This is a genomic window from Pseudomonas sp. S3(2024) (genome assembly GCF_036861315.1).
Taxonomy (GTDB): Bacteria; Pseudomonadota; Gammaproteobacteria; order Pseudomonadales; family Pseudomonadaceae; genus Aquipseudomonas; species Aquipseudomonas putida_A.
In genome coordinates this window covers 321,951-338,240 of sequence record NZ_JAZAQQ010000004.1, presented here as the reverse complement: position 1 = coordinate 338,240, position 16,290 = coordinate 321,951, and the positions used below count along the sequence as shown (strand labels likewise).

13 protein-coding genes are annotated in these 16,290 nt (G+C 61.8%); 5 read left to right on the top strand and 8 right to left on the bottom strand.

Going from position 1 to position 16,290, the window contains the following annotated elements; translation table 11 throughout:
- Positions 1-60: 60 nt before the first annotated feature.
- The 3 genes from VLA07_RS13255 to asd are packed head-to-tail and all read left to right on the top strand — an operon-like array spanning position 61 to position 3,335.
- The gene (locus tag VLA07_RS13255) at positions 61-1,599 is read left to right on the top strand and encodes an HDOD domain-containing protein (protein ID WP_333989415.1); all 1,539 of its coding nucleotides are present in this window, start codon (positions 61-63) and stop codon (positions 1,597-1,599) included.
- Between the two features lie 42 nt (positions 1,600-1,641).
- Positions 1,642-2,475 (top strand): thiosulfate sulfurtransferase, encoded by an 834-nt coding sequence (rhdA, locus tag VLA07_RS13250; RefSeq protein ID WP_027611403.1) that lies wholly within the window; start codon positions 1,642-1,644, stop codon positions 2,473-2,475.
- Positions 2,475-3,335: an archaetidylserine decarboxylase gene (gene asd / locus VLA07_RS13245; RefSeq protein ID WP_027611402.1), complete on the top strand. Its 861-nt coding sequence runs from the start codon at positions 2,475-2,477 to the stop codon at positions 3,333-3,335. The genes rhdA and asd overlap by 1 nt, the downstream gene beginning before the upstream one ends.
- A 60-nt stretch (positions 3,336-3,395) precedes the next feature.
- Here asd and VLA07_RS13240 read toward each other — a convergent pair whose 3' ends face one another.
- A complete protein-coding gene (locus VLA07_RS13240) occupies positions 3,396-3,797 on the bottom strand; it encodes a lectin OAA family protein (protein WP_027611401.1) in 402 nt (133 codons plus the stop codon).
- A gap of 220 nt (positions 3,798-4,017) precedes the next feature.
- On the opposite strand from VLA07_RS13240, the gene VLA07_RS13235 reads away from it, so the two are divergent.
- Positions 4,018-5,772, top strand: a complete 1,755-nt coding sequence (locus VLA07_RS13235) for a molecular chaperone (RefSeq protein WP_333989414.1) — start codon at positions 4,018-4,020, stop codon at positions 5,770-5,772.
- A gap of 102 nt (positions 5,773-5,874) precedes the next feature.
- On the opposite strand, the gene serB is transcribed toward VLA07_RS13235, so the two are convergent.
- The gene (gene serB / locus VLA07_RS13230; RefSeq protein WP_007967407.1) at positions 5,875-7,089 is read right to left on the bottom strand and encodes a phosphoserine phosphatase SerB; all 1,215 of its coding nucleotides are present in this window, start codon (positions 7,087-7,089) and stop codon (positions 5,875-5,877) included.
- Positions 7,090-7,223: 134 nt separating this feature from the next.
- On the opposite strand from serB, the gene VLA07_RS13225 reads away from it, so the two are divergent.
- On the top strand, positions 7,224-8,732 hold the full coding sequence (locus VLA07_RS13225) for an AhpA/YtjB family protein (RefSeq protein WP_027611399.1): 1,509 nt from the start codon (positions 7,224-7,226) through the stop codon (positions 8,730-8,732).
- A gap of 253 nt (positions 8,733-8,985) precedes the next feature.
- On the opposite strand, the gene VLA07_RS13220 is transcribed toward VLA07_RS13225, so the two are convergent.
- The 6 genes from VLA07_RS13220 to VLA07_RS13195 all read right to left on the bottom strand — a co-directional run bounded on the left by VLA07_RS13220 (position 8,986) and on the right by VLA07_RS13195 (position 16,223).
- Positions 8,986-9,696 (bottom strand): PqiC family protein, encoded by a 711-nt coding sequence (locus tag VLA07_RS13220; protein ID WP_095138104.1) that lies wholly within the window; start codon positions 9,694-9,696, stop codon positions 8,986-8,988.
- Between the two features lie 186 nt (positions 9,697-9,882).
- The gene (gene parC / locus VLA07_RS13215; protein WP_027611397.1) at positions 9,883-12,147 is read right to left on the bottom strand and encodes a DNA topoisomerase IV subunit A; all 2,265 of its coding nucleotides are present in this window, start codon (positions 12,145-12,147) and stop codon (positions 9,883-9,885) included.
- A 7-nt stretch (positions 12,148-12,154) separates the two neighbouring features.
- Positions 12,155-12,679 carry a retropepsin-like aspartic protease family protein gene (locus tag VLA07_RS13210; protein ID WP_027611396.1) on the bottom strand — a complete coding sequence of 175 codons (525 nt, stop codon included), beginning with the start codon at positions 12,677-12,679 and terminating at the stop codon, positions 12,155-12,157.
- On the bottom strand, positions 12,676-13,665 hold the full coding sequence (locus tag VLA07_RS13205; protein WP_333989413.1) for an esterase-like activity of phytase family protein: 990 nt from the start codon (positions 13,663-13,665) through the stop codon (positions 12,676-12,678). The genes VLA07_RS13210 and VLA07_RS13205 overlap by 4 nt, the downstream gene beginning before the upstream one ends.
- Positions 13,665-15,572 carry a DNA topoisomerase IV subunit B gene (parE, locus tag VLA07_RS13200; protein WP_095138100.1) on the bottom strand — a complete coding sequence of 636 codons (1,908 nt, stop codon included), beginning with the start codon at positions 15,570-15,572 and terminating at the stop codon, positions 13,665-13,667. The genes VLA07_RS13205 and parE overlap by 1 nt, the downstream gene beginning before the upstream one ends.
- A gap of 42 nt (positions 15,573-15,614) precedes the next feature.
- Positions 15,615-16,223 carry a YqiA/YcfP family alpha/beta fold hydrolase gene (locus VLA07_RS13195; protein ID WP_096794752.1) on the bottom strand — a complete coding sequence of 203 codons (609 nt, stop codon included), beginning with the start codon at positions 16,221-16,223 and terminating at the stop codon, positions 15,615-15,617.
- Positions 16,224-16,290: the final 67 nt, after the last annotated feature.

Below are 16,290 nucleotides of genomic sequence, written 5' to 3'. Positions count from 1 at the left end.
CGAAAAGCCAATTTAGCCCATGCCGGGCGCGTCTACAGTCAGTGAAGATCTCGTCCAGACATGGCTAATGAAACGAACGTCCCACACGCAAAACCGACCACGCTCGAGGGCTGGGTCAAACTGCTCGATGGCGTGCGCCTGCCCGTGCCGCAAGAGGCTCACGACAAGGTTTGTCGGGCGATCCGCGACAACCGCAGCTCGTTGCGCGATATCGCCGACCTGATGCAGGACAGCCCGGCGCTGGCCTTGAGCATCATCCGTGAGGCAAATCGTCACACCCACGGCACCATGGCCGCTCCGGCGGAAAATCTCGAGGTGGCGATCAACCGTCTGGGCCTGGCGCGTACCGAAGAATTGCTCGCGCGTCTACCGGTGGAACCGCAGATGCAGATCCCCAAAGCGTTGCGCCAACTGCAGATGATCAGCCAGCACGCGACACAACAGGCCAACGGTTTTTTCGCCAGCCGCCTCGCACGCCTGTGGCAGGACATTCACTGGGGCAGCCTGTTGTTTCTGTCGCCGTTATGGCCGCTGGCGCTGACGTTTCCCGAATTGCTCGAAGAGTGGGAGCTGCGGGTTATCCACAAGGGCGAATCGGCGCGCACAGTCGAGAAGCAACTGTTTGGCGTGCGCCTGCTGAAGATCGCCGAAGCGCTGGTACAAGTCTGGCACCTGCCGATCTGGGTGCAGCAGGGTTATAAACTGCTGCTCAGCGAACAGCGCGAACTGGTGAAAGTTCTGCGCATCGCCCGCGACAGCGAACATCCGTTGCGCCAGCAGAATCGCCTCGACGACGATCCGACCCTGCGCCGCTGGCTCAACCAGCCGGCCAACACCGTGTTGCTGGCCAACGGCCTGGCGCTGTCGGCACAACAGGCCTGGGACAGTCCGCACAGCGAGCGCTGGCAGTACCTGACCAGCCTTTATCTGCAAATCTCGATGGACGAAGTGCAGCAGCAACTGCACCAGCAAGCCGCCAACAGCGCGCGCCAGCATGCCATGCCCGATCTGTGGCACCCGGCCGTTTCATTATTATGGCCATGGGGCACCCATCGCTTGCCGGCCGGGATGCTGCCGGCGGCGGCGCCGAATGCCGAGGATCTGACTCAATGGCGCCGGCAATGCGCCGAACTGCTGGCCGAGCCGAGCCGCTTCACCAATGCCATGAGCCTGACCGTCGCCGCCCGTGATGCGCTGGTCGCCAGCGGCATGCGCCGGGTGATGATTCTGATGGCCGACCGCACGCAATCGAATCTGCGAGTGAACCAGACCTTCGGTTTGCCGAAGGAAGCCGGCGCGCTGAACTTTGTCGTCAGTCAGAGCAAAGTCTTGCAGCGCCTGCTCGCACAACAGGCACAGGTGCGGATCAACCCCGAGAACAACGCACAATTTTCCGCATTGTTGCCGCCGGGCCTGCGTGCGCTGTTCCGTGGCGAGCATCTGTTCCTGCGTTCGCTGGTCAATAACGGCCGGGTGATCATGATCGTCGTCGCCGACCAGGGCGGTGGGCCGTTCGCCGACATCAGCGTGCAGGCTTTCGGCAAAACCGCGCAGTGCATCGAAAAGGCCCTGCACAGCTTTAGCAGCCGTAGCCGATGAGGCTGCGCTACAATCCCCCCCTTTGTGCTCTGGAGACCTCACATGTCTGACTTCTCTGGCTTGCCGCTCGTCATCGAGCCGAGCGACCTGCTCCCGCGTCTCGATTCCCCTGAACTGATTCTGGTGGATCTGACCAGCCCTGCCCGTTATGCCGAAGGTCACCTTCCCGGCGCACGCTTTGTCGACCCCAAGCGCACCCAGCTCGGCCAGCCACCGGCGCCGGGGCTGCTGCCGGCCAAAGCCGATCTGGAGGCGTTGTTCGGTGAGCTGGGGCATCGTCCGGACGCGGTTTACGTGGTCTACGACGACGAGGGTGGTGGCTGGGCCGGGCGTTTCATCTGGCTGCTCGACGTGATCGGTCATGACAAATACCACTACATCGACGGCGGTTTGCCGGCATGGCTGAAAGCGGGCATGCCGATGTCGATCCAGGTACCGCCTGCAGTGGGCGGCCCGGTGGCGCTGACCCTGCACGACGAGCCGACGGCAACCCGTGAATATCTGCAAAGTCGTCTCGGCGCCACCGATCTGGCGATCTGGGATGCCCGTGGGCCACTGGAATATTCCGGTGAGAAAGTGCTGGCCGCCAAGGGTGGACACATCCCCGGTGCGGTGAACTTCGAGTGGACCGCCGGCATGGACAAGGCGCGTCAATTGCGAATCCGCACGGACATGCCGCAGATCCTCGAAGACCTCGGGATCACCAAGGACAAAGAAATCATTACCCACTGCCAGACCCATCACCGGTCGGGCTTCACTTATCTGGTGGCCAAGTCCCTCGGTTATCCGCGGGTCAAGGGCTACGCCGGTTCCTGGGGCGAATGGGGCAACCACCCTGACACGCCTGTCGAGATTCAAGGTTCTAAGGACAACTAATGAAAGAGCGTCTGTTTATCCTCAGCCAGTACCTGCTGCCTCATCACCTGCTGTCGCGCCTGGCCGGCTGCGTCGCCGAGTGCCGCGTGCGCTGGTTCAAGAATGCCTTCACCCAGTGGTTCGCCAAGCGTTATCAGGTGGACATGTCGCAAGCGCTGGTCGAAGACCTGACCGCCTACGAGCATTTCAACGCGTTCTTCACCCGAGCCCTGAAAGACGGCGCGCGACCACTGGATCAGACGCCGGGCGCGATCCTCAGCCCGGCCGACGGTGCGGTCAGCCAGCTCGGCCCGATCGAACACGGTCGGGTGTTCCAGGCCAAGGGCCACAGCTTCAGCGTGCTGGAACTGCTGGGCGGTGACACGGCGAATGCCGCGCCGTTCATGGGCGGCGACTTCGCCACCATTTACCTGTCGCCGAAGGATTATCACCGCGTGCACATGCCGCTGGCCGGCACTCTGCGCGAGATGGTCTACATCCCGGGCCGAATCTTTTCGGTCAACCAGACCACCGCGGAAAACGTTCCGGAGCTGTTCGCCCGCAACGAGCGTGTGGCGTGCATTTTCGACACCGAACGCGGGCCGATGGCCGTGGTGCTGGTCGGCGCGATGATCGTCGCTTCGATCGAAACCGTGTGGGCCGGTCTGGTCACCCCACCGAAGCGCGAACTGAAAACCTTCCGCTACGACGAAGCCGCCCGTGCGCCGATTCATCTGGAAAAAGGTGCGGAACTGGGGCGCTTCAAACTGGGTTCGACGGCGATCGTGCTGTTTGGCCCGGATCAAGTGAAATGGGCTGAAGAACTGGTGGCGGGTTCGCCAGTGCAAATGGGCCAGGCCCTGGCCCTGCCGACGGCCTGAGCCGGCTGATCCGCCCTTTCACACGTCTGTGAAGGGGCGGACACGACCTGGGAGGCGCCGTTACTCTATCTGCCCACGGAAGCCGATCGGCCCTTCGTTGGCGTAGGTATTGGTGCCACTGAGGTTTTTCCCTCCATCGCTGGAAGTGACGCTCAACGCGACAACGTTCTGATTGTCCCGGCCACCGATCACCCACTTGCCGCCCGGATGCCATGGGGCATCATTGCCACCCCACTGGTTCTCGACGTTGTATTGATTCTGACCGGTGCGCTGCGCCTTGAAGCCAATCGGGCCTTCGCCGGCGTAAGTCATGGTGCCGGTGAAGCTTTTGCCGCCATCGCCCGACTTGATCTCGATGGCGACGACTTGCTGGTTGTCCCGCCCGCCCAGCACCCAGGTTCCACCCGGATGCCACGGTGCCGAACTACCGCCCCATTGATTTGCCACTGCATATTTAGACATGAACCTCATCTCCTTGAAGTTTCGGGAGACCTGCCCGAGGTTGACGGCAGGCCGTGCAACCGTGCGTTTCCGATCGCACGTCTGAGAGACTAGTAGGGCTTGTTGAATGGCATCCGGCCAGTAGACCAGCGGTCAAAAAGCCTGACGCCATCCGGCGAAACAGACCACAGCTGCTAGAGTTCTTGGTGTTGCCAATTTCGCCGCTGGAGCCAGTCACGGCATGAGTGAGTCACGCCCCCAACCCTCCCTGCGCGCCCCGATCCCGACGCAAACGCGCCTGTCGTTCTGTGAAGCCACCCCGCGCGACCTCAAGCGCTGGATCGCCGGCCTGCCCAAGGCCAACATCGGCGAAACCGCCCGCCAGTTGTACCAAGGCCTGGGCGAACTTAACCAATTGCTCACCCCTAGTGACAATCGCCTGCAACTCCTCGAACTGCTGCGCCCTGAGGTTTACTTCGTCTGCCAGCATCTGGAGCGGCACTTCCTGCATCAGGCGATCATGCTCGATGACCGTTCGCGCAAGATCAGCAACCTGTGTCAGGCGCTGCAAAGTCATCTGGCTATCGGCTACAAGCAGATCGTTCTGCGCATTGTCCCCAAGTATCACAAGGATCGTGCGGCGCTGGTCAGTCAGGCCCTGCAACGGGCCGCGCATGCGCTCAAGGGGCAACTGCTGCGGGCGACGCAGCTGTACAGTCCGCCGCCGGAACATCTGTGGTTCGAGCTGCATCAGTTGTATCGCTGCGCTTGCGCCTTGCAGTTGCAACAGCGTCGGGTGCATGACGATCTGGCGAGCCTGAGCAGCGAACTGAGCCTGGAACAGACCTACATCGCCGCCCTGCTGCTGGGCAGCGCCCGTTGCAATCAACTGCGCCAGAACCAGATCGCCCGGCTGGCCGAAGTGCTGGAGCCGTGGAGTGCCCTGCTCAAGCTGCATCCCGGCAGCCCGCAGGATGGACTGTTCGCCATCAGCGCTGAACTGGACGCCGGCCCGCGCTACCGCAGCATGTTTCGCAAAGAACAACAGGGCGCATTGCTGGGCTTAGATCCGCAACCGCTGGTGAACATGATCGAAGCGCATTTACTGCAGCAAGAGACGTCGACGCCGCTGCCGGTCCCGGCAGGACTGAGCCTCGACACCCTGCAACATGTGCACGCCAGTTGGGGCCAGGCCGCTGAGCGCAGTTTTCAGCGCACCGCCGGTCAAGGCAGCCTGACCGTGTGCGTCGGCATGAGCGCCCTGCACTTTTACCTGGGCGGCGAACGCAGCTTCAGCGAACTGCTGAAACATCCCGGTGCTCGCGCGGCCAATTTCAGTCGCGTGGTGGTCCAGGGCGAAAAGGACAGCTGGAGCCAGGCCTTCTACGCCGCACCGCAGGGCGCAACTGAAGAGTTGCTGCCCTACGAGGAAATCCAGTACGACCATCTGGGCGAGGACGAAAGCAACACGGACAGCCCTCCACACTATCCGACCTACAGTTTGCCGGTGATCAACCACAGTCCCGGCGGCTATTGTCTGGCGTGGCCAAGCGAAGTACCCGTCGAATTGCAGGCCGGGGAAATGCTCGGGATTCAGGACAGTGCGAATCAGGGCTGGAGCATCGCGGTGGTGCGCTGGATTCGTCAGGTACGCGGCAGCGGGCCGCAAATGGGCATAGAACTGGTGGCGCCACACGCCGAACCCTGCGGCTTGCAACTGGTGCGCTCGCGAGATGATCACAGTCAGTATTTGCGCGGTCTGCTGCTACCGGAGATCAGCGCCATCGACTTGCCCGCGACCTTGCTCGCCCCGCGCCTGCCGTTTCAGGAAGGCAATAAAGTGCTGATCAACACCCACGGCGAAGAACACCGCGCCGGGCTGGATCGACGGGTGGCGAGTACGCACAGTTTCAATCAGTTTGCCTATCGCTCGCTGGAGGCCGCGCAGAATGGCGGGGGCGAGGAGGATTTCGATTCGTTGTGGAAATCGCTTTAGATCGGGTTGAGCCCTTCGCGAGCAAGCCCGCTCCCACAGGAGACCGAGTTCAATGTGGGAGCGGGCTTGCTCGCGAAAGGGCCCGCTCAGACAACCGAGATTTCAGAGCTGCCCATCGCGATCGCGAAAGCCCAGCAGATACAGCACACCATCCAGCCCAAGGGTGGAAATCGCCTGCTTCGCCGACTGCTTGACCAGCGGCTTGGCGCGGAACGCCACACCCAGCCCGGCAATCGCCAGCATTGGCAGGTCATTCGCGCCGTCGCCCACAGCGATGGTCTGCTCCAGACGCAAGCCTTCCTTGTGCGCCAGTTCCTTCAGCAGATCCGCTTTACGCTGCGCATCGACGATCGGCTCGATGGCCACGCCGGTGCACTTGCCGTCGACCACTTCCAGTTCGTTGGCGAACACGTAGTCGATGCCGAGTTTGGCCTGCAACTGCTTGGCGAAGTAAGTGAAGCCGCCGGACAGGATCGCGGTCTTGTAGCCCAGGCGCTTGAGTTCGGCGAACAGGGTTTCCGCGCCTTCGGTCAGGCGCAGCGAAGCGCCGATCGAGTCCAGCACGCTGACATCCAGACCTTTGAGCAACGCCAGGCGCTCTTTGAAGCTGGCGCGGAAGTCCAGTTCGCCGGCCATCGCGCGCTCGGTGATGGCCGAGACCTGCTCACCGACACCGGCGGCCTTGGCCAGTTCGTCGATGACTTCGGCTTCGATCAGCGTGGAGTCCATGTCGAACACCGCCAGACGCCGGTTGCGGCGGAACAGCGAATCTTCCTGGAAGGCGATGTCGACGTTCAGCTCCTGCGCAACGCTGAGGAATTCGGCACGCAGCGCCTGCGGATCAGCCGCTTCACCACGCACGGAGAACTCGATGCAGCCCTTGCCCTTGTCCGCCGGAGTGTCCAGCGGCATGCGACCCGACAGACGGTCGATATGGTCGATGTTCAGGCCATATTTGGCGGTGATCGAGCTGACCGCCTGCAATTGGCCGGCGGTTACTTTGCGGGTCAACAGGGTGACGATGTGGCGTTTTTTGCCCTGATTGCCCACCCATTGCTGGTAATCCTCTTCGGACACCGGGGTGAAGCGCACCTGCTGGTCGAGCTCGTAGCCCTTGAACAGGATGTCCTTGAGCACGGCTTTGCCTTGCTCGGAGTCGGGAATCTCGACCAGGATGCCGAACGACAGGGTGTCGTGGATCACCGCCTGACCAATGTCGAGAATGTTCACACCACCTTGTGCCAGAACGCCGGTAATGGCCGCAGTCAGACCCGGACGGTCGACTCCCGTGATGTTAATCAGGACGATTTCGCGCAACGCGCACCCCCGCAACTGGAAAAAAACCGCATTCTACCCACTTTCAGTGACCATCGGGCACCGCGAGCGCTTTGCCGGTCTAGGGCCTGTCGCTATACTGCGCGTCAACTTCACGGACAAAAGAGCCGAGCTCAGTGAACCGGCCCACGCCAGTTAAAACCGATAACTTCTTCCTGCTGATCTTCCGTGCACTGCGCCACCGCCGTGTGCCGATTGCATTGCGCATTGCCAGCCATAACGTGATCCTGGTCGCTCTGGCCCTGGTGATCTATGCCGGGGTGATGGGCTTGCAGTTCAAGCAGGCCATGCACGAGCAGGCCGATGCGCTGGGCGAAAGCCTGACCACGCAGACTGCCACCTCCGCCACTGAACTGTTGGTGTCCAACGACATCCTCAGCCTCAACGTGCTGCTCAACAACCTGACCAAGAACAAGCTGGTGGCACACGCCGCTATCTATAGCGTGGACAACCGCATCCTCGCCGAATCCGGTCAGCGTCCCAAGCACAGCCTGCTGGGCGAAGCCGAGGGCATGTACGAGAGCAAGATCACCTTCCAGGACGTGACTGCCGGGCAACTGCGCATCAGCCTGGACATGGATCAGTTCCAGCAGCCGATGACCATCAGCCTGCAGAGCATGGGCATTCTCAGTGCGATTCTGCTGGCCCTGTCGCTGGCCCTGAGCCTGCGCATGGGGCGCTATCTATCGACGCCGTTGCTGCAATTGCGCGTCTGGCTGCGGCGCATCGACGAACACACGCCGGGCATAGATCGTCAGGACGAAATCGGCGATCTGGCGCGTCAGCTGCACGCCAACTACGCTCCGGAGCCTGCGCCTGAACCTGAGCCAGAACCCGAGTTCGAGGAAGAGGATGAGCCAGAGTTCGAAGTGCGCAACCTGCGTGACCCGAGCTTTGACGAAACCCGCCCGATGGCCGCGCAAAAACCGGCGCCGCGCCACGTGGTCAGCACCGTTGAAGACGATGATGACGACGAAGACCCGTTTGCCGATCTGCGCGACGAGTCGCTGACCGAAGCTGTTCCGGCTCCGCGTAAAGCGACACCAAGCGTGCCGCAGCACAGCGCGGTGCTGGCGATTCAGCTGGGTTCGCAAGAGCAACTGCGGCGCCTGCCGCGCGCCCGTCTGGAAGAGTTGCTGGAGCGCTATCGCGATTGTCTCGATCAGGCCGCTTCGCTGTATCAGGGCGAAATCGAAACCCTGAACGATGGCAGCACACTGATGCTGTTCCACACCGAAGACAGCGGTGACGACTACCTGACCAACGCCATCTGCTGCGGCGAGTTGCTGCGGGCGCTGGGCCATCAGTTGCAGATCGAAGTCGCCGACAGCGGCATCACCCTGCAATTGCAACTGGGCCTGACCCTGGGCGACGAGCTGTTCGGCCTGAGCCAGATCGACCTGCTGCTGACCGATTCGGCTCAGGATGCCCTGGCCCTGTCGCAACACAGTCGCAACCTGCTGCTGGTCGAGCGCAAGATCGGAGACGATGCGCTGATTCGTCAGCGTGCGCGGATCCGCCCGATCGCCAGCCCTGAGGGGGCCTGCTGTGTCGAGCGGTTGATGGAGCCTTATCCGTCGATGCTCGAGCGGCAACTGGCGCGGATGCATGAGCGCCGGGCGTAAGCCTTAGGCCAGATGCACAGAAGCCCGCAGACAAGTGATTGTCTGCGGGCTTTTTTGTTGCCTGCGATCTTTTATGGCGCCTGTTCCGGCCCCTTCGCGAGCAAGCCCGCTCCCACAGGGTACGTGCCCGCCGCTGATCAAATGTGGGAGCGAGCTTGCTCGCGAAGGCGTCAGCACTGACGACAACTGTCCTCCAGCCCCCGGACACAACAAAGCCCGCACAAGGCGGGCTTTGTTTTGACTCAAACCACACTCAGAAGCGGAACACTTCCATATCGGTACGAATCGGCGAAGCCATCGGAATCTTCGGCTGCTTCTCTGCATCCGCCGCCGGCGCTGCCGGTTTAGGCGCTGCCTTACGCGGTGCTTCGGCCACCGGAGGCTGGTTGGCCAATGGCTTGAGCGCCACCGACAACTGCTCGGCCAGACGCTGCAGCAGAATCCCCTGCGCCTGCACCTGCGAAGCCGTGGTGCCGGCATGCAGCTCCTGCAGATGAACGATGCGGTTATCGCGCACCTGACCACGACGGTCGATCAGGCGCCATTGTGCATCGAGGATCGCCGGTTGCTTCTCACCGGAGTCCAGACGCGTGATGGTCAGCAATACCTGCACATCCGGGGCAAATCCCAGAGTGGCGGGTGCCAATACCACACGCTGGCTGTCCAGATGACCGGCCACCTGACGCATCAGCAATTGATCGATATCCGACGAAAGGCTGCCCGCCCAGCGACCGTCGGTCGAGGCTTGCAGGCTGCCGTCCGGTTGACGTTGCAGCAAAGTTTCACGTTGCAGGTAATCAGCAATGACTACCGGACCCAACAAAACCGCCATGCCTGTGCTTTGCGCAGGCTGAGCCGGACTTCCGCTGTCCAGCTGATACAGCGACACCGGCTGGTGAACGCTGCAACCCGCCAGGCCCAAAACGCCGGCGAGCAGGAAAATAAGGGGGCGCAGAGCAGTCATCATCCCGTCCAGGTGGCCGCCACAAGGCTGACCACAGTGAAAATACTCAATAAATATGAAGAACGCTCGGCCACGCCGGCGCTTGGAAAGGCCATATCATCCGTGAATATGCGTTCCGACTCCAGCGCCAAAGCGTCGATCTACGCGTTAAATCGTAGATCGACGCCTCTAGATGGGCGTTTTCGCCTAATTGAGGTTTTCGACGAGCAGTGCATCGACCCGCTGGAAGCCACGTGGAAGCTTGTTGCCACGCCGTCCACGCTCACCTTTGTAGTGTTCGAGGTCTTCAGCTTTCAGTTTATACGGACGTTTGCCTGCTTGCAGGATCAAGGTTGCACCCGCGGGAATCACAGCAATGTCCGTGACAAACTCTTCACGGCTGGCGACACGGTCACCCGGTACACCGATGATCTTGTTGCCCTTGCCCTTCGCCAACTGCGGCAAATCGCTGATATTGAAGACCAGCATCCGCCCCTCGCTTGTCACGGCGGCAAGCAAGTCATTCTCGCGATCAGTCACCGGACGCGGCGCGATCACCTTGGCGTTGTTCGGCAAGCTCAACAGGGCTTTACCGGCCTTGTTCTTGGCTTGCAGGTCTTCGCCCTTGACCACGAAACCGTAACCGGCGTCGGAGGCGATCACGTACAGCGCATCGTCTTCCGGCATCAGCACGCACTCGAAGGTCGCGCCCGGTGGCGGGGTTAGACGCCCGGTCAACGGTTCGCCCTGGCCACGCGCTGACGGCAACGTATGCGCGGCGACCGAATAGCTGCGGCCAGTGGAGTCAATTACCACGGCAGACTGGTTGGAACGTCCCGCCGCCGAGGTTTTGAAGCCGTCACCCGCCTTGTACGACAGGCCGGTGGCATCGATGTCATGGCCTTTGGCCGAACGGATCCAGCCTTTTTCCGACAGCACGACGGTAACTTTCTCGTTCGGCAGCAGATCGTGTTCGGTCAGCGCCTTCGCTTCAGCACGTTCGACGATCGGCGAACGACGGTCATCGCCATAGGTTTCAGCGTCTTTCAGCAGCTCGGTGCGCACCAGCTTCTTCAGCTTGGCTTCGCTGCCCAGCAGGGCTTGCAGCTTGGCTTGTTCCTTGAGCAGTTCGTCCTGCTCGTCGCGCAGCTTCATCTCTTCCAGACGCGCCAACTGCCGCAGGCGGGTGTCGAGGATGTAGTCGGCCTGGATCTCGCTGAGGGCAAATCGCTCGATCAGCTTGGCTTTCGGGTGCTCCTCGGTGCGGATGATGTGGATCACTTCATCCAGGTTGAGGTAGGCGATCAGCAAACCGTCCAACAGGTGCAGGCGACGCTCGACCTTGTCGAGGCGGAATTGCAGGCGGCGGCGCACGGTCAGCACGCGGAACTCCAGCCATTCGACCAGCAATGCACGCAGGTTCTTCAGTTGCGGCTTGCCATCCAGACCGATGATGTTGACGTTGACCCGGTAGGTCGACTCCAGCTCGGTGCTGGCGAACAGGTGCTGCATCAGCGCTTCGTGATCGACGCGGCTGTTGACCGGAATGATTACGATGCGGCACGGGTTTTCGTGGTCGGATTCATCACGAAGGTCAGCGATCTGCGGTGCTTTCGACGGCTTGGCCTGCATCAGCGCGGCGATCTGCTCCAGCACTTTGGCCCCGGAGACCTGGTGCGGCAGCGCGGTGACGATGATGTCGCCGTCCTCGACGTGGTACACGGCGCGCATGCGCACCGAGCCCTTGCCGGTTTCGTACATTTTCAGCAGGTCGGCACGCGGCGTGATGATTTCCGCTTCGGTCGGATAGTCCGGGCCTTGAATGTGTTCGCAGAGCTGTTCGACCGTGGCTTTCGGCTCATCGAGCAAGCGCACACAAGCGGTGGCAACTTCGCGCAGGTTGTGCGGCGGCACGTCGGTGGCCATACCGACAGCGATGCCGGTGGTGCCGTTGAGCAGGATGTTCGGCAAACGTGCCGGCAACACCAGCGGTTCCTGCAGGGTGCCGTCGAAATTCGGGCCCCAGTCAGCGGTGCCTTGGCCCAGTTCGCTGAGCAGCACTTCGGAATAGCGCGACAGGCGTGCTTCGGTGTAACGCATGGCGGCGAAGGATTTCGGATCGTCCGGCGCACCCCAGTTACCCTGGCCGTCGACCAGCGTGTAGCGATAGCTGAACGGCTGGGCCATCAACACCATCGCTTCGTAACACGCCGAATCGCCATGCGGATGGAACTTGCCGAGCACGTCACCGACGGTACGCGCCGATTTCTTGTGCTTGGAATCGGCGTCCAGCCCCAACTCGCTCATCGCATAAATGATGCGCCGCTGTACCGGTTTCAGGCCGTCGCCGATATGCGGCAGGGCACGGTCCATGATCACGTACATGGAGTAGTTGAGGTAGGCATTTTCGGTGAAGTCAGCCAGCGAGCGGCGTTCTACACCGTCCAGGCTGAGATCAAGGGAGTCGCTCATGCGGGCCTCATCGGTTCGTTGTCTGGCGCAGCAGCATGGTGCCACCGCGCTGGGTAAATTCAAGTTTGTTCAGGGCGCTCATGCCGAGCAGCACCTGATCGCCATGCAGCCCCGGCGCCACCAGCGCGCGGACATCCCGCAGCACAATGTCGCCCAGTTGCAGACGGTCGATCTTTGTCCGGTAGCCCTGGCTCAGGCCGTTGGCCGTGCTCAGGGTCACACCGAAACCCTCTTCCAGTTTCAAGCGCTTGGCCAGATCCGCCGGGATCGCCACATCGGTCGCGCCGGTGTCGAGCATGAACTCCACCGGCTCACCGTTGATCTGACCGCTGGCGACAAAATGCCCTTGGGCGTTGCCGGCCAGCTTCACTTCGATCACGCCACCATGCTGCTCGGACGTGACCACCACGTTCGGATTCTGCTGACGTTCTTCCCACTGGCCGAAAAACCGCGTGGCCAGAAACAGCCCCGCGCACCAGGCCAGAATCATCAACACCCGGCCGGCGCGCTTGCCCGGCGGTTGCTGACTCACGGTTTGGCGCTCCAGCCACCTTCAGGCGCGGCGAAGCGCCAGACGATCGGCCGAACCTCACCGTCGGCGCGGGGGCCGAAATTATTGTCGACGCCGACCCACGCACCCTCAGCGTCAACGATCAATGCTTCTTCCAACCCGAAGTTCTGCGAGTAACGGCGGTTGGCCTGTAACAGTTCAGCGGCGTACGACCAGCAGCGCTCGACCTTGGCAGTCTGCGCGTCGCGCCGACAAATCTGGAAGGCGTTGCGTTCAAGGGTAAACAATTTGCCGTTGAACAACGAAAGGTCGGAAAAGTCGCGGTCGACCGCTTTGGCGTGCGGAAACTGCGGCGGCTGCATCTCCTTGCCGCCCTCGCTGAGCAGCACGCAACGACCGTCGCAATCCCACACCGTCTGCTGACGCTTGATCAGCAGCAGGCCGCGGTTTTGCCGTTCGCCGGCCAGCCACATCTGATCGCCCGCCGGGTTGATCGCCAGACCTTCGAAGATCGCATTGAAATGCAGGAGCATGCCACTGGCCCGCGCTTCGCGAACCATCATCGGCGAAATCTTCAGCCAGTTGACCGGGCCGCTGACGGGCACCTGCAAGACCGCCGCGTGGCCCTCGCTGACAATGTAGCGATTGCCGGCGCTGTCGCAGCTGATGCCTTCGAAATCGAGGTCGCCACCGCGCACGAACGACGCGGCCCAATTGCGCGAGCGCAATCCCCACGGCAAACCGGTCTCTGGCACCAGCGGCACGTCGATGTGCAAGGCCTCGGCCTGCCAGACCTGATCGGCGGTATTGAGCCGATAGATCAGATCGTCATCGCGGTCCGACACCGTCCACAACTCGCTGCCACACTTGGCCAGTCCCGACAGGTTGCCGCCACGCATGCCTTCGACCGGGTGTTCGGAGAGCACGCGCAACTCCTGCAGCGGCTCCGCCGACACGCCCATCGCACTCAGCAGCAACGCACCCGCCAAGGCCCAGCCAAACCGCATCAGGCCAGCACCTCGGCAAGGTTGCCCTTGGATTCGAGCCAGGTCTTGCGATCACCGGCGCGTTTCTTCGCCAGCAGCATGTCCATCATTTCCGAGGTTTCGGCAAAATCCTCGCCCAGCGTCAACTGCACCAGGCGCCGGGTGTTCGGGTCCATGGTGGTTTCACGCAGTTGCGGCGGGTTCATTTCACCCAGACCTTTGAATCGGGTGACCTGCGGTTTGCCGCGTTTCTTCTCGGCCACCAGACGGTCGAGAATCCCGTCGCGCTCGGCTTCGTCGAGGGCGTAGTAGATCTCTTTGCCGAGATCGATGCGGTACAGCGGCGGCATCGCCACGTAGACGTGACCGGCGTCCACCAGCGGGCGGAAATGCTGGACGAACAACGCGCACAGCAGCGTCGCGATGTGCAGACCGTCGGAGTCGGCGTCGGCGAGGATGCAGATTTTGCCGTAGCGCAGCTGGCTCATGTCTGCAGCGCCCGGATCGACCCCGATGGCCACGGCGATGTTGTGCACTTCCTGGCTGGCCAGCACTTCGCTGCCATCGACTTCCCAGGTGTTGAGGATCTTGCCGCGCAACGGCAGGATCGCCTGGAATTCCTTGTCCCGCGCTTGCTTGGCGGAACCACCGGCGGAATCACCTTCGACCAGGAACAGCTCGGACCGCATCGGATCCTGCCCGGCGCAGTCAGCCAGTTTGCCCGGTAACGCAGGGCCCTGGGTGACGCGCTTGCGCTCGACTTTCTTGCTCGCTTTCAGGCGGCGACCGGCGTTGTTGATCGCCAGTTCGGCCAGCGCCAGACCGGTTTCCGGGTTGGCGTTGAGCCACAGGCTGAATGCATCTTTCACGACGCCGGAAACGAACGCCGCCGCTTCACGGGACGACAGACGCTCTTTGGTCTGGCCGGAGAATTGCGGCTCCTGCATCTTCATCGACAGCACGAAAGCGATGCGTTCCCAGACGTCTTCCGGCGCCAGCTTCACGCCGCGTGGCAGCAGGCTGCGGAATTCGCAGAACTCGCGCATCGCGTCGAGCAGGCCCTGACGCAGACCGTTGACGTGGGTCCCGCCCTGCGCCGTCGGGATCAGGTTGACGTAGCTTTCCTGCACCGCGTCGCCACCTTCCGGCAACCACAGTAGCGCCCAGTCGACCGCTTCTTTATTACCGGCGAGGCTGCCGCAGAATGGCTCGTCCGGCAGGCGTTCGAATTCGCTGACCGCGTCTACCAGATAGGAGCGCAGACCGTCTTCGTAATGCCACTCGACCTTTTCGCCGGTGCCTTTGTCTTCGAAGCTGACCAGCAGCCCCGGGCACAACACAGCTTTGGCCTTGAGCACGTGCTTGAGGCGGCTGATGGAGAATTTCGGTGAATCGAAGTATTTCGGATCCGGCGCGAAGTACACGCTGGTGCCGGTGTTGCGCTTGCCAACGGTGCCGACGATTTCCAGCTCGGTGGCCTTGAAGCCATCCTTGAAGGTCATCTGGTATTCGTTGCCGTCACGCTTCACGCGCACCCGGACTTCGGTCGACAAGGCGTTGACCACGGAAATACCCACCCCGTGCAAACCGCCGGAGAACTGGTAGTTCTTGTTGGAAAACTTGCCGCCCGCATGCAGCTTGGTGAGGATCAGCTCGACACCCGACACACCCTCTTCCGGGTGAATGTCGACCGGCATGCCGCGACCGTCGTCGCTGACTTCCAGCGAGTGATCGGCGTGCAGAATGACCTGCACCGATTTGGCGTGGCCGGCCAGGGCTTCGTCGACACTGTTGTCGATGACTTCCTGGGCGAGGTGGTTCGGCCGACTGGTGTCGGTGTACATGCCGGGGCGTTTGCGCACCGGGTCGAGGCCCGAGAGGACTTCGATGGCGTCGGCGTTATAAGAGCTAGCGCTGGGAGTGGCCATAGGGTCTCGTCGTCAGTGATTCAATGAAAAAGGGGCAAGACTTCACAGTGCGGTGAAATCGATTGCCTGATACAAATCGGCGCCAATGCCGGCAAAACTCAACAACGCCGGTAATTGTTCGGCAAAACCCTGGTAACCATGGTCGCCGCCGGCCTGAATGCGCAAGGCGCAGGCCCGGTAATACTGCTGGGCGAGGCGATAATCCAGTGTTTCATCGCCGGTCTGCAACCACACCTGATAACGCTGTGCATCCACGGGTGCCGGCACTTCCAGCTCGGCCAGGGCCGTCACATGGTCGTGGGTCAATTCCCAGGTCTCATCGGTATACAGGTTTTTCTGTGTGCCCAGGTAGCCGTCGAACATCCGGTGCGGGCTGACCGCCGGGTTGACCAGCAGGGCTTTCAAGCCGTGGCGCTCAGCCAGGTGAGTCGCATAGTAGCCGCCGAGTGAGCTTCCCACCAGCAACGGCCGGCCCAGCTCGGCAATCGCCTGCTGCAACTGACCGATGGCTTCACGCGGGTGGTGATGCAGCGCCGGGACACGCAATTGGTCGCTCAAACCCAGCCGTTCCATCACCTCGACCAGCTGACAGGCCTTTTTCGAGGCCGGCGCGCTGTTGAAACCGTGGATATAGAGGATCGAACCGGACATTTGAGCTCCCTGGGTGTCGGCGAAAGATAGCGGAGTTTACAGGGAGTCAGGGAAGTCGTGGGTGTTT

Coding starts and splice junctions, on each gene's coding strand:
- parE (WP_095138100.1), bottom strand. CDS start 15,572: ATGGCCACTCCCAGCGCTAGCTCTTATAACGCCGACGCCATCGAAGTC.
- parC (WP_027611397.1), bottom strand. CDS start 12,147: ATGAGCGACTCCCTTGATCTCAGCCTGGACGGTGTAGAACGCCGCTCG.
- rhdA (WP_027611403.1), top strand. CDS start 1,642: ATGTCTGACTTCTCTGGCTTGCCGCTCGTCATCGAGCCGAGCGACCTG.
- VLA07_RS13195 (WP_096794752.1), bottom strand. CDS start 16,223: ATGTCCGGTTCGATCCTCTATATCCACGGTTTCAACAGCGCGCCGGCC.
- VLA07_RS13205 (WP_333989413.1), bottom strand. CDS start 13,665: ATGCGGTTTGGCTGGGCCTTGGCGGGTGCGTTGCTGCTGAGTGCGATG.
- VLA07_RS13255 (WP_333989415.1), top strand. CDS start 61: ATGGCTAATGAAACGAACGTCCCACACGCAAAACCGACCACGCTCGAG.
- VLA07_RS13240 (WP_027611401.1), bottom strand. CDS start 3,797: ATGTCTAAATATGCAGTGGCAAATCAATGGGGCGGTAGTTCGGCACCG.
- VLA07_RS13220 (WP_095138104.1), bottom strand. CDS start 9,696: ATGACTGCTCTGCGCCCCCTTATTTTCCTGCTCGCCGGCGTTTTGGGC.
- asd (WP_027611402.1), top strand. CDS start 2,475: ATGAAAGAGCGTCTGTTTATCCTCAGCCAGTACCTGCTGCCTCATCAC.
- VLA07_RS13235 (WP_333989414.1), top strand. CDS start 4,018: ATGAGTGAGTCACGCCCCCAACCCTCCCTGCGCGCCCCGATCCCGACG.